We start from the raw sequence: 13,722 nt of genomic DNA on the forward strand, positions 1-13,722 counted from the left end.
CCGTCTGGCCCTGGCGAATTCACTAATCGGGTAGGCCAGTAAGGTCTTGAGGCCCGGGCTCGCCGAGACCCGAACCGTCACCCTCAACTTCACGTTGCGCCGCATCTATGGGGCAGTGGCGTATAGCCCACAGCATGTCAGCCAGGGACGAGGACGCGATCGACCAGCGCACCGATTGCAGGTGTCAACAACCGGGCGTACTCGGGCGTCAGATGGAATTCGTCCCCGTAGACCAGGGTGTTGCCCACAATGGCCGGGCAGCGAATGGTCGCGCAGAACAGCTCGGTGAGGTCGTCGTAGCGCCCGCCACCGGATTTGGCGGCGGCGCTCTCCGCCGCGATCCCTGACGTGTCGACCGCAGTCGACCTCGCCGACGAGCAGGCCGTCGCGTCGTCGAGGTGCTCAGACAGGCAGTCGGGCACCGCCGAATGCAGGTCCGGAGTGGGACCGAGCACGAGCACGTCCGCGCCCGTCCCCCGTAGCTGACGCACCAGGCGGGTCAGGCTGTCGATCCACGCCGGGCTGTATGGCGGGGAGCCTGAGCCGCTGTCGTGCCGCAGCATGCCCAACACGACCAGCCGGGGATGCTCCTTCTCCAATCGGGCAATGATTTGACTGCGCCACTGCCCGCACTCGGTGTAGTCGCGCTGCACGAAAACTTTGAGGGGCAGGTCCAGCATCGGGCAGGCGCCTTTGGTCAGAACCTCCAGCCGCCACCGCCGCTGGGAGGCGACTTGCTGGAATGCCGGGCTCCAACTGAAAGCATTCGAGTCGCCAACCAGGGCCACCGTGGTTTTCGACGCGGTGTCCCCCGTCGCGCACTCGGGCTGGTCGACCTCCAAGAGGTTACGAAGACAAGCCGCCAGGCCAGCCGGTGCCTTTTCGCGCCCCACGTCGACCAGGGGCGGATCGAGGTTTGACGGCACGGCCTTCAGGTCGACGGATGCCGCGACCGCGGCCTGCACCTGCGCGAAGAAATCGTGCACGCGCGCGTCGTAGAGCTGAAGGCCTGCCCCGGTGGGCGGGGGCTCCGCGGTGAGGCGCAGCGCCGGGGCCGCCGGGCCGCGGCCGACCGGGGTGGGCACGAATACCAGCAGCGCCACGCCCACACAGACCGCCACAGCGGTGGCGACGCCGCCGAGCGCGAGGCTTCGGGCGGCCGACCGGCGCACCCAATCGGAGTACCGGAAGGGGTTCTCTATGAGCCGCAGGGTGAGCACGGCCAGCCCGAAGGAGACGACAATCGCTGCCACGCCGTCTATCGGACCCAGCGGCCGGCCCAGCAAAGGCGTCGCGAGCAACAGCACCGGCCAGTGCCAGAGGTACCACGAGTACGACACCCGGCCGACCGCTCGCATCGGCCGCAACCCCAAAATGCGGCCGCACCCGCGAGAAGCCGCTGCACAGCCGGCACCGATCACCAGCGCCGAGCCGACCACCGGCAACAGCGCGGCGATGCCCGGAAAGGGCGTGGTCGCGTCCAACTGGTTGCAGGCCAGCAAAATCAAGGCCAGGCCCGCCCAACCCACGATCGCTGCCGCGAATGCCGGTAGTCGGCGCCACTGGTTGGTCGTGAGCGCCACCAGCCCGCCGATGGCGAGTTCCCATGCCCGGGTGTGCAACGAGAAGAACGCCACGGGAGGCGCCGCGCGCGTGGCCGCCCACGACAGGGCAAACGACACGGCGGCGACCAGCGCAAGGACCAACAAGTACGGGATCGCCGTCGAGGCGGCATGGTCGGCCCGGGTGCGCCGACGTGCACGCCGGACGAGCCACGCCGTGCCGATGATCAGGGCCGGCCATACCAGGTAGAACTGTTCCTCGACGCCCAGCGACCAGTAGTGCTGGAACGGCGAGATCGTGATCTTGCTGATGTGGAAGTAGTCGACGCCTTGTTGCGCGAATCGATAGTTGCCGACATACAGCGCGCTGGCGATGCCGTCACGGATGACGTTCTTGGCCTCCAGCGGGGATAGCAGCGCGGCCGAGGCAATCGCGGTGATGACGCCTACGGCAGCCGACGCGGGAAGCAAGCGACGCGCCCGCGCCCCGTAGAAGCGGCCCAGCCGGACGGTTCCGGCCGCGGACGCCTCACGCCAGAGCAGCCCGGTGATCAGGAAACCCGAGATGACGAAGAAAACGTCCACACCGACGAATCCGCCACCCAACCCGGGCGCGCTGCAGTGAAAGAGGACCACGGCCAGCACCGCGATGCCACGCAACCCCTCGATATCGGGGCGAAATGCACTGCGCTCCGGATGCGACCCTGGATCGGAAATATTGCTGTCGTTGTTCGAAACTGTCGAAGGAGTGGTTCGGGATCGGATACGTTCTCTAATCCGCCGCTGACGGTTCGTTGCCAACGATTCCGCCAATTTGATTGTCCCTCTCCGTGATTCGGCAATCTAGGGTGTGCACATCGAACTTTGGGCCGCCCGCGCCGCGCTTGAGGGTGGCCCATAAACCATAGCGCCCAAAGATCAGGCAGTGTCCACAACCGGAAAATTTGGCGCGTTCCAGGCGACTGACGCCTGAACAGCGAGAAGGTCCGCGGGATCCCGGATCAAGTTTGGGTCATCGGGGACGTCGGCAGTGGTGCTCACCCGTGCGATGGAACCTCAGTCCAGCACAGCACGGAAGCGTCTCGCCCGCGCGAACTCACTAACGGGGGCTCCCAGCAAGGTCTTCAGGCGCGAAGCCCGCTGGGGCCCAGACAAAGTCACCTTGATGAGCAGTCCCAGCCAGGCGAGCAACCACCATGGTGTCGCGGCAGCGCGGACGAGACCGGTAGACGCCGGATCCACGATCACCCAGGTCAGAATGCGGAGCTGGTCGAGCCAGTGCCGGTGGGCCTTCGTGATATTCGCCGACTCTGTGGTTGCGGTGTGATGCCGCACCGAGAGTTCCTGTGGCACAAAACAAACCGCGCCTCGCAGCATGAGGCGCAACCAAAAATCCAAGTCGACGGTTTGATAGACGTCGTCGCGCAAGCCACCCGCGTGCAGTGCCAGCCGGCGCCGGAACATCACGCAGCTCGGCTCGCCGATCAGATTGGCGCTCGCACCCCACAAGGCCACCAACTGCAGGACCAGTGACGACCCGCGGTTGTGCTCTCGCAGCTTCGCAAAGTAGACATGGAGCTTGCCCGGCGCTTTTCGTCGCTCGCTCCAGGGGAGGTCGTCCGTCTGCACCCGCCTGGGAGCGAAGGTCAGCCCGACGTCGGGATCCTCGAAACAGCTTGCAAGCGTCCGCAGGGCTTCCGGGAGCAACCAGTCATCGCCGTGCAGGAACTGGATGTATTCGCCGCGCGCGAGTTCTAGGCACTTGTTGTGGTTTCCGTTCAGACCGAGTCGAGACTCGTTGCGTATAAAGCGGTCTCCCTCACGCAGCAGCGACGCGGCAATGCGTGCGCAGTCGTCCGACGACTGGTCATCGACGACGAGGATCTCGAACTCGACGCCATCCTGATCGAGGACGCTGCGCAGGCAGCGCTCGATGGTCGCGCCGTTGTTGTACATCGGCACGCACACCGAGACCACGGGTTTGGCCGGTGCATGGTCAGCGTGAGTCACGCGTTGGCCTCGGCGGCCAGCCGGTAACCGCGCACGGCTACCGGGATGAACACCGCGAGTAACGTGACCGCCCAAATCAACGTTGTCACAAGAGGCCACATGATCGGGCCGCCGTGGGCCAGGGACCGCATCGTCTCGATGGGCGGCGAAATCGGTTGTATGCGGATCAATGGCTGAGCCCAATCCGGGAACAGCTTGATCGGAGTGGCGCCGGGATTGACGAAGGCGAGCGCAAAGGTGACGCCCAGTACCCAGGTCATCGCGGTGCGGCCGTTGTTGCGGATGGCCATCGCCATCACCAGAGCGGTGAAGCCGGTGACCACGATCGACGGAATCAGCAGGAAAAGCAGTGCCGCGGGCCAACCCTGATGGAATCGCAGCCCCATTGCCAGCCCCAGGGCGGTGATCAGGATGGTGCCGAGGAATGTGCGCACCACCTCGGCAATGATCCAGCCGGTGATCGCGCTCGCCCGGTGAATCGGTAGCACCCACATCCGGCTGAGTACGCGCGACTCGCGGTCCATGGTGATGCCGACCGAATTGCCCAGGGACCCAAACAGTCCGGAGATTACTGCGCACATGGGAACGATGCCGTAGATGCTGTCCACACCCGTGACCTTTTGCACCTGCTCGCCCAGCACGATTTTGTAGATGAACAGCAGGCAGACGGGTAGCAGCAGCGACCCCATCAGCACCGCTTGGTCGCGCCGCCAGCGGAGCAGGAGGCGGCCGGCCTGCACCCAGCTTTGGGTCCACAGCGAATTTTGTGGCTCGAGGCGATGCGTCACTAGCCGCGCCTCTGCATCCGCAGCGTGATTGCCCCGAACACCAGGACCATGCCCAGGCACCAAGTCAGGGTGGCCACCAAATTGCTGAGGATCACGTGCCCGGTGGCCAGCCCGCGCAGGGTCTCGGCGAATTGTGACACCGGTTGGTTGCGGACGTACGGGCGCAACCACTCCGGGAAGGTTTTTTCTGGCGCAATTCCGGTGGACAGCATGAACAGCAGCAGCTGGGGGACGAACAAGAGGTGGCTGGCGCCCTGAACGGTCTTGGCGCTCGATCCCAGCGCGTCGGCGCCCAGCCCCACGGCCAGGCACAGGAGCAGGGAGATGAGCAAGAAGGCCGCCGCGTAGCCCAGTCCGCCGGTGATCCGGAAACCGAAGGCGTATCCGGCAATCAGCGCGACCACCAGGGAGAGCACCGCGCGCATCTGGGTGGCTGTCGTGCGGGCGGTCACGGTGGCTGCCGCGGCGACGGGCAGCGTTCGCATCCGCTCGCCGAAGCCGGACACGTGGTCACGCGCCGCCCGGTCTGCGGTGAGCAGTCCGACGAAAATCATCGATTGCGCGACCACCGCGGGCAGGAAGTATTGCGTGTAGCTGATGTGGCCGGTGTCGATCAGGCCGTGCAGAGCCACACTGAATCCCGCCAAATAGGCTGCGGGCGAAAGGATCTCAAAGATCATCTCGCCGTCGCGGGCTGCCGACATCAGCGAACGTTCGGTGAGGGCGGACAGGGCGCTCATGACCGGGCGGCGGTCCGTTCGGTCAGATGCAGGAAAGCCTCGTCGAGCGAGGGCTTACGCAGCGAGATGTCGGCGAGCTCGAGTCCGAGCGCGTCGACCCGCCGGAATACCTCGACGAGCGTGGCCACTCCATCGGGTGCGAAGACGGACACCGAATTGGTGTCGCCGTCGATGTCGACGCCCTCGAGTCCGTTCAGCGCCGCCGCGACCTGAGCAAGGTCGGCGGGATTGGCGGGGGTCACCTGGCAGTAGCTGGTACCCACCGCGCGCTTGAGCTCCTCGGAAGTGCCGCTGGCGATTACCTGCCCGTGATCGATGACGACGATCGAATCGCTGAGCACGTCGGCCTCTTCGAGGTACTGCGTGGTCAGCAGCACGGTGATGCCCTGCACGGTCAGCGAACTCACCAGGGCCCACACGTCGCGGCGGCTGCGTGGGTCTAGCCCGGTGGTCGGCTCGTCGAGGAAGAGCACCTGCGGCGGCACCACCAGGGCGCTGGCCAAGTCGACGCGCCGGAACATGCCTCCGGAATAGGTCGACAGCCGCCGATCGGCGGCGGCGACGAGATCGAACTGTTCGAGCAGTTCATCGGCGCGGGCCTTTGCGCGCTTGCGATTCAATCCGCGCAGCCTGCCGAACAGGACCAGGTTCTCCCGGCCGGTCAGCATGGGATCCATCCCGGTGAACTGTCCGGCCATCCCGATGCTGGAACGCACCTCGGACGGCTGGCGAATGATGTCATACCCGGCGACGCTGGCGCGTCCCGAGCTGGGGCGAATCAGCGTGGAAAGAATGTTGATCGTGGTGGTCTTGCCGGCTCCGTTATGGCCGAGTACCCCGCACACCGTTCCGGCCGGAACCGAGAAGTCGATGCCGTTCAACGCGAGGGTGTTTCGCCCGAATGTCTTTGTGAGGCCTACAACCTCGATCGCAAGTGGACTCACGGTAGGAGTATTTCACGGTGCGGTGTGGCGTGCTGGCGGTATAGGTAGATAGCAATGGGGGAGATGGCCCGGGCCTTTCCTCGACGGTGGCCGCAGACCTCACTGACGCGAGCCAAACCTGTTCGCGGCGGGGGAGTTCCGAGTGTGCCGGGCAAAATCATTGGCGTCCAATCTTTCTCGTCGCGCTTGTCACGGAGGGCGTTGAGCGCCTCGCTATCCGGGCAACGAAACGACAAGAACCACCTAGACGGTCGGCCTGGCGATCGGGATCTCGGCGGTGGGGGCGTCCATGTCGACCTCGTCGTGGTGCAGCAAGGTGCGTACCGAGTGACGCGTTCCCACGGAGCGAAGCAGCAGACTGGCCGGCCTTGGCCGAACCAATTGCGGCCACCAGAACCACCGCCCGAGCAGCGCAGCGATGGTAGGCGTCATGAACGAGCGCACAATCAAGGTGTCGAACATCAGGCCCAAGCCGATCGTGGTACCGACCTGACCGATGATCCGCAGGTCGCTGACCACCATCGATGCCATGGTGAACGCGAACACCAGGCCGGCATTCGTCACGACCTTACCGGTGCCGCCCATCGCGCGAATGATGCCCGTATTGATCCCGCCGGCTAGTTCCTCTTTCATTCGAGATACCAGCAGCAGGTTGTAGTCAGAACCGACTGCCAACAAGACGATCACCGACATCGGCAGCACCATCCAGTACAACTTGATGCCAAAGATGTACTGCCAGATCAGCACCGAGATCCCGAACGATGCGCCCAACGAGAGTGTCACCGTGCCGACGATGACCAGGGCGGCCACAAAACTTCGGGTCAGGATCAGCATGATGATGAAAATCAGGCACAGCGCACCAATGCCGGCGATGAAGAGGTCGTACGTGGAGCCGTCCCGGAAGTCCTTGAACGTCGACGCGGTACCCGCGATGTAAATCTTGGCGTTTTCCAACGGGGTGTTCTTGAGCGACTCTTCGGCCGCCTGCCTGATCTTGTCGATGCGGTTGACGCTTTCAGACGTCGCGGGGTCGCCTCGGTGCGAAATGATGAAGCGAGCGGCCTTCCCGTCCGGCGACAAGAACTGGGCCATCGCTTTCTTGAAGTCCGGGTTTTCGAAAATCTCGGGCGGCAAATAGAACGAGTCGTCGTTCTTCGAATCGTCGAACGCCTGCCCCATGGCGGTGGCGTCCTTGTTGTTGCTGTCCATCTGGCCGAAGATGCCGGCCATGGTGCTGTGGTTCGTCAGCATCATGTTCCGCATGTCCTCGGACATCGCGATCATCGGCGGATACTGCTCGAGCAGCTGGGGCATCAGCTTGTCCATGTGATCGAGATCTTTGAGCAGTTCCGTCAGTTTGTCGCTGAGCGTATCGACGCCGTCGAGCGTCTCAAAGATATTGCGCAATGACCAGCAGATCGGGATGTCGTAGCAGTGCTTTTCCCAGTAGAAATAGCTGCGCAGCGGCCGAAAGAAATCCTCGAAATCGGCCATCTTGCCATTTAATTCAGCGAGGACGACGGCCATTTCTTTGGTCTTCGTGATTGAGTCGTGCGTGATGTCGGTCATTCGCTTTTGCAGCGAGTAGATGTTCTTCATGATCTCGATCTGCTTGGCCATCATGTCGGCTTGGACAAGCATGTCGTCCATGCGCGCCCGCATGTACTTCAGGTCTTGACCCATTATCGACTGTTGCATGCTGAGCAGAAAGGGAATCGAGGTGTGCTGGATCGGTGTTCCCTCGGGTCGCGTTATGCCCTGCACGCGAGAGATCCCGTGAACTTGGAAGATCGCCTTCGCAAGTCGGTGCAGCAACAGAAAGTCCGCCGAGTTCCGCATGTCGTGATCGGATTCGATCATCAAAATCTCGGGCATCATGCGCGATTGATTGAAGTGGCGGTCTGCTGCCGCGTAACCGATGTTGGCGGGAACATTGTCGGGCATGTAGAGCCGGTTGTTGTAGCTCGTCTGGTAGCCAGGCAAGGTCACCAGGCCCACCAGGGCGATGGCGATCGTCGCGCACAGGATTGGCGCGGGCCAACGAACGATCGCCGTACCGATCCGCCGCCACCGGCCGAACCCGATCGCGCGCTTCGGATCGAACAACCCGAAGCCGCTCCCGACGGTCAGCACCGCCGGAACCAGCGTCAGGGCGATCAGCACGGAGATGAGCATGCCCACGGAGCAGGGCATGCCCATGGTCTGGAAGATGGGCATGCGGGTAAAGCTCAGGCACAACATCGCGCCGGCGATCGTCAGACCGGAACCCAAGACAACGGGGGCGACGCTGCGATAGGTGGTGAAATACGCCGTTTGCCGGTCTTCGCCGGCCTGGCGCGCCTCCTGATAGCGGCCGAAGAAGAAGATCGCGTAGTCCGTGCCGGCGGCCATTGCCAGGGCCACCAGCAGGTTGACGGCAAACGTGGAGAGTGCCATCCAATTGTTGTTGGCGATAAAGGCGATGACACCGCGAGCGGCGAAGACCTCGATCCCGACGGTGATCAACAACAAGATGACGGTCGTGATCGAGCGGTACACCAGGAGCAGCACGACGAAGATGATCAAGGCGCCGATCATCGTCATTTTCAGAATGGATCGGTCGCCGGCGAGTTGCATGTCGGAGAACAACGCCGACGGACCGGTGACGTAGGCCTTGACTCCGGCGGGCGGTGGTGTCCGCGCGATCACGTCGCGGACCGAGGCCACGGATTCCTGGCCCAGGGTCGTGCCTTGGTTGCCCGCCAGATTCAACTGCACATAGACGGCCTTGCCGTCCGGGCTCTGGGCGCCCGCCGCGGTAAGGCGATCACCCCACAGGTCCTGCACATGCTCGATATGCTTTGTGTCGCTTTTTAATTCAGCAACCAGTTTGTCGTAGTAAGCATGTGCCTGGTCGCCAAGCGGCTGCTGCCCCTCGATGACCAGCATCGCGAAGCTGTCCGAATCGGATTCCTTGAAGTCCCGGCCCATGCGCTGCATGGCCTGCACCGCAGGTGCGTCTTGAGGGGCGAGCGGCACCGAATGCTGTTGGCCCACAATCTCGAGCCGTGGCACGCCAAACGTCACCAGCAGGGTCAGCGCCACCCACCCGATGATGATGAACACCGCAAGGTGGCGGATGGACCGCGCGACGCGCGACGGTCGGTGTGCGTGCGTGGTCATAAAGCCCTCGACAGGCCGACGACGCTATTGCCCTGTGTCACAGTGTTTCCCAAGGTCGCTGTCCCCATTTTGAAGCGGAAAGCCGCCACTTACTGCGGCTGCTTCAGGAGCAGTGAACGGACCAACGGACGGGGGCCGGTGTGCCGCAGCATCGTGCTGGCCGGACGGGGGCGCACCAACTGTGGCCACCAGAACCAGCGTCCCAGCAATGCGGCGACGGACGGCGTCATGAACGCCCGCACGATCAGCGTGTCGAAGATCAAGCCGATGCCGATCGTCGTTCCCACCTGGCCGATGCTGCGCAGCTCGCTGACCCCCATCGAGGCCATGGTGAAGGCGAACACCAGGCCGGCGTTCGTCACGACCTTTCCGGTACCGGCCATGGCGCGGATGATGCCCGTGTGGATCCCGGCAGCCAACTCCTCCTTCATTCGGGAGACCAATAGCAAGTTGTAGTCGGAGCCCACCGCCAACAGCACGATCACGGAGGTGGAAAGCACACTCCAGTGCAGTTGCATGTGCAGCAAGTACTGCCAGACCAGCACGGATAACCCGAAGGACGCGCCGAGTGAAAGCAGAACCGTGCCGACGATGACCATGGCGGCAATGAAACTTCGGGTCATGATCAGCATGATGATGAAAATGAGGCAGATCGCGGATACGCCGGCGATCAAAAGGTCGAACATGGACCCGTCCACCAGATCTTTGGTAATCGCCGCGGTACCCGTCAAATAGATCTTGGCGTTTTCCAGGGGAGTGCCCTTGAGCGATTCCTCGGCCGCCGTCTTGATCTGTTCGACCCGGGCGAGGCCTTCGGGCGTCGACGGGTCGCCCCGCTGGGAGATCAGCAGACGGACGTCCTTGCCGTCCGGCGACATGAACACCTTCTCGATCCGCTTGAACGACTCGGACCCGTTGATGATCCCGGGCGGCAGGTAGAAGGAATCGTCATTCTTGGAGGCATCGAACGCCTGCCCCATCGCACTGGGGTCCTTTGCGCTCGAATCCATTTGGCCCATGACGCCGGACATGGTGCTGTGCATGGTCAGCATCATGGTGCGCATGCCCGACATGGTTTCGATCATGGGCGGGATCTGCATGACCAGCTGCGGCAGGATCGCATCCAGCTGGTCCAGGTCCTTCACCAGGTCGCCCAATTTGTCGGTGACCTCGTCAACGCCGTCGATCGCGTCGAAAATCGATCGCAGGGAGAAGCAGATCGGGATGTCGTAGCAGTGCTTTTCCCAGTAGAAGTAGCTGCGGATCGGGCGCCAGAAGTCCTCGAAATCCGAGACCTTGTCTCGCAAATCCGAAGTGATGTCCTGCATTTCATGCGTTGTCCCGACCATGTGGTGCGTGGTGGCGACGAGTTCCCGCATCAGGTCCAGCATGTGCTGCATGAGGCCGATCATCTTCCCCAGCTCGTTGGCTTGGGTGAGCATGTCGTTCATGCGGTCTTTTTGGAAAGCCATGTTCTGCATCTGGCTGGCCTGACCCATGCTGATGATCCAGGGAATTGTCGTGTGCTGCAGCGGCGTACCCTCAGGTCGGGTTACGGTCTGCACCGTCGCGATTCCGGGCACCGCCAGAACGCCCTTGGCGAGTTTATTGATGACGAGCATGTCCGTCGGATTACGCAAGTCATGATCGGTCTCGATCAACAGAATTTCCGGCATCGACATCCGCTGGCCGGGGAAGTGCCGGGCCGCGGCGGCATACCCGACGTTGGCGGGAATGCGCGCCGGAATGAATTTCTGGTCGTCGTAACTGGGTTTGTAATTCGGCAGCGTCAACAGCCCGATCAGCGAGACGGCCAACGAGGCGATGAGGATGGGTGCCGGCCACCGCACGATGGCCGTACCGATCCGTCGCCACCTGCGGGTCGAGAGTGCGCGCCGTGGGTCGAACAGACCGAACCGGGCTCCGGCGGCCAGAAGAGCCGGGCCCAGCGTTATCGCGACCAGGACTGCGATGGAGATACCGACGGCGCAGGGGATACCCAGTGGCTGGAAAAAAGGAAGTCGGGTGAAACTGAGGCAGAGCACCGCACCGGCGATCGTCAGACCCGATGCAAGTACAACCTTGGCTACGCCGTTGAACGTGGTGTAAAAGGCCTCTTCTCGGCTTTCGCCCGCGTACCGCGCCTCTTGATATCGGCCGACGAAGAAGATGCCGTAGTCGGTGCCCGTCGCGATAACAGCGGCGACCAACAGGTTGACGGCAAAAGTGGTAAGGCCGACCAACCCGAGATGGCCGATCAGCGCGACCATTCCGCGCGCGATCTGCAATTCAAGGCCGACGATCAGCAACAAAAGAATGACCGTGACAATCGACCGGTAGACGAGCAGCAACGTCAGGAAAATCACGCCAAGGCTGACCAGCGTAACCAGCATGATGCTCTGCTGACCGGCGATGTTCATGTCCGCGATGATGGGTGCGGGCCCGGTCACGTAGACCTTTAATCCCGCTGGGGGCGAGGCCTCCTGCACGATCTTTCGAACGGCCGCGACGGACGCGTCACCCGCGGCCGCGCCCTGGTTACCGTTCAGGTTCACCTGTACATATGCGGCCTTACCGTCCTGGCTCTGTGCGGCGCCGCGGGTCAGCGGGTCGCCCCAGAAGTTCTGGACGTGCTGCACGTGCGCGTGGTCGTCTTCCAGCCGCTGGACCAAGCGGTCGTAATACCTGTGCGCCTCATCGCCGAGTTGCTGCTGGCCCTCCAGCAGGATCATCGCCAACGCGCCGGAGTTGGTCTCGTGGAAGTCCTGGCCAAGCCGCTCCATGGCCTTGAAGGACGGTGCGCCCAACGGGCTCAGCGAGACCGCATTCTCCGCCTCGACCTTGTCCAGCGAGGGGACGGCGACGCTGAGCACGACGGCGATCCCGAGCCAGCCCAAAATGATGGGAACCGCCAGGCGATGGATGATCCGCGCGATACGTGGTCGCGCGGCCGGCTGGATGGTCTCCAGTTGCGGCGGCGCACTCATGTGGCCGTCAACACGCAGTAGGTGAACGCGTTCATTTCGTGCGAGATCCTCTCGGCTTTGACGACACCGTCGACCACGATGCGGCAGCCGAGGCTATCGCTATTGCCCTGCGCGACCACATTTCCCACGATCGATGGCAGCGTCGTCGAGATGTCGAACGTCCACGGCAGCTCGATACCGTTGATGTGGTTCGGCTCGCCGTTGGCGTCAAAGTAGCTGATGTCGGCCATCGACCCGGCGGGGCCGAAGACCTCATACTTCACGTGCTTGGGGTTGAACGGTTTGGTGTCCTGTTGCCTGGATTCGGCATAGGTCGGGCGCTTCTCGGAGCCGAAGACACCGTGCAGCCGCGAGACCGTCATGCCTCCAGCGACGACGACGGCCACGATGACCAGCGGAATCCACAACCTGCCCAGGAAGCCAAAAATCCCAGGTCCCCTCTTGGTGCGAGTCGTCCGGGGGCCGCTTTGCTGCACGGGTTCCGTTGAAGATCGACGACCAAAGCCTAGGAACCGACGTTGGCTAATGTCTCGTCCTTCCGCGATGGTGTTGTCGGGCCGGGCCCGGACATCCGATTCGACCACTGCACCCCCTTCAGCCCTGTTCATGCCCGGCCGGTTCTCGCCGCTCGAACATGCAACTACACACTTGTCGCGACACGCCAGACTGCGGCGCTGCGAATGTGGTGCACGTGGCAGACCAGTCGTGCCTCGGACACCTCATGCGAGCTCCGCCCCCTGGGAGCGCGACCAGGTCTTGTTGAGTAAACCACGCCAGTCGCTTCCGTATCAGTGCTTTGGCAACGCGATACGGGATCGTAATGCCCCTCGCGTGCATAAACGGCGTTTTGCTGAGCGTCCGAACGTTCTTCGTTCGCTTCTCTTCTTCGCAAGCCGCCTACTCACCTAAGCACAGCGGGTGCACGGTGTCACCGGGTGGGCGAGCCCGCGCCGTCTTGCCCGCACCCGGCCAGGTTTCGCCTGCCAGGTTCGCCTCCGGGTGATTTTCCCGGGCCCCATGGCTTCGGCTAGGCTGTGTGCCGACAAGCACAATAACTTCATCGGCCTGAAGGACGTGCCTGCTCCAATAGCGATATTTCGCAGTCAACGCCATTGATGCAGGTCACTGCAGCGAATTTCGGGGCATCGGGGCCCGTCGCACACCAATCACGGGATGGCGTCAACGCCTTCTAGGTCACACCAGGAACTTTGTCCAAACCGCGGGCGAGCGATCTAGGGCTCAACTATGGTTTGGACCTGTTCCACTCATGTCCACTATGCATCCTGGAGAATTGTGAGCATCAACCCATTCGACGACGACAACGGCAGCTTTTTCGTCCTGGTGAACGACGAGGAGCAACACAGCTTGTGGCCAGCCTTCGCCGATGTTCCAGCTGGCTGGCGAGTGGTCCACGGGGAAGCCGACCGAGCTGCGTGTTTGGAGTACATCGAGCAGCATTGGCCTGACATTCGGCCGAAGAGCCTGCGCGACAAGCTCGCAACGGGTCGGGGTTTTGACCAATAACGAGT

The 13,722-nt window shown here is 62.9% G+C and carries 9 protein-coding genes; 1 reads left to right on the plus strand and 8 read right to left on the minus strand.

Annotation, left to right across the window (positions count from 1 at the left end):
• Positions 1 to 137: 137 nt before the first annotated feature.
• The 8 genes from A5732_RS21580 to A5732_RS21615 all read right to left on the minus strand — a co-directional run bounded on the left by A5732_RS21580 (position 138) and on the right by A5732_RS21615 (position 12,609).
• Positions 138 to 2,279, minus strand: a complete 2,142-nt coding sequence (locus A5732_RS21580) for an acyltransferase family protein (protein ID WP_076103270.1) — start codon at positions 2,277 to 2,279, stop codon at positions 138 to 140.
• A gap of 339 nt (positions 2,280 to 2,618) precedes the next feature.
• Positions 2,619 to 3,572: a glycosyltransferase family 2 protein gene (locus A5732_RS21585; protein WP_076103253.1), complete on the minus strand. Its 954-nt coding sequence runs from the start codon at positions 3,570 to 3,572 to the stop codon at positions 2,619 to 2,621.
• A complete protein-coding gene (locus A5732_RS21590) occupies positions 3,569 to 4,360 on the minus strand; it encodes an ABC transporter permease (protein WP_076103254.1) in 792 nt (263 codons plus the stop codon). The genes A5732_RS21585 and A5732_RS21590 overlap by 4 nt, the downstream gene beginning before the upstream one ends.
• Positions 4,360 to 5,100: an ABC transporter permease gene (locus tag A5732_RS21595; RefSeq protein ID WP_076103255.1), complete on the minus strand. Its 741-nt coding sequence runs from the start codon at positions 5,098 to 5,100 to the stop codon at positions 4,360 to 4,362. Before A5732_RS21595 ends, A5732_RS21590 begins: the two co-directional genes overlap by 1 nt.
• Entirely contained in the window at positions 5,097 to 6,044 is a 948-nt protein-coding gene (locus tag A5732_RS21600) for an ATP-binding cassette domain-containing protein (RefSeq protein WP_076103256.1), read from the minus strand. Before A5732_RS21600 ends, A5732_RS21595 begins: the two co-directional genes overlap by 4 nt.
• Before the next feature lie 243 nt (positions 6,045 to 6,287).
• Positions 6,288 to 9,206 carry an RND family transporter gene (locus A5732_RS21605; RefSeq protein ID WP_076103257.1) on the minus strand — a complete coding sequence of 973 codons (2,919 nt, stop codon included), beginning with the start codon at positions 9,204 to 9,206 and terminating at the stop codon, positions 6,288 to 6,290.
• Positions 9,207 to 9,295: 89 nt separating this feature from the next.
• Positions 9,296 to 12,193 carry an RND family transporter gene (locus A5732_RS21610; RefSeq protein ID WP_076050950.1) on the minus strand — a complete coding sequence of 966 codons (2,898 nt, stop codon included), beginning with the start codon at positions 12,191 to 12,193 and terminating at the stop codon, positions 9,296 to 9,298.
• A complete protein-coding gene (locus A5732_RS21615; RefSeq protein WP_065056161.1) occupies positions 12,190 to 12,609 on the minus strand; it encodes an MmpS family protein in 420 nt (139 codons plus the stop codon). Before A5732_RS21615 ends, A5732_RS21610 begins: the two co-directional genes overlap by 4 nt.
• An 877-nt stretch (positions 12,610 to 13,486) precedes the next feature.
• Between A5732_RS21615 and A5732_RS21620 the strand changes: the two genes are divergently transcribed.
• On the plus strand, positions 13,487 to 13,717 hold the full coding sequence (locus A5732_RS21620; RefSeq protein WP_003877688.1) for an MbtH family protein: 231 nt from the start codon (positions 13,487 to 13,489) through the stop codon (positions 13,715 to 13,717).
• The last annotated feature ends 5 nt before the right edge of the window (positions 13,718 to 13,722 follow it).

The sequence above is a fragment of the Mycobacterium colombiense genome (assembly GCF_001953985.1).
In the GTDB taxonomy this organism is placed as follows: Bacteria; Actinomycetota; Actinomycetes; order Mycobacteriales; family Mycobacteriaceae; genus Mycobacterium; species Mycobacterium colombiense_B.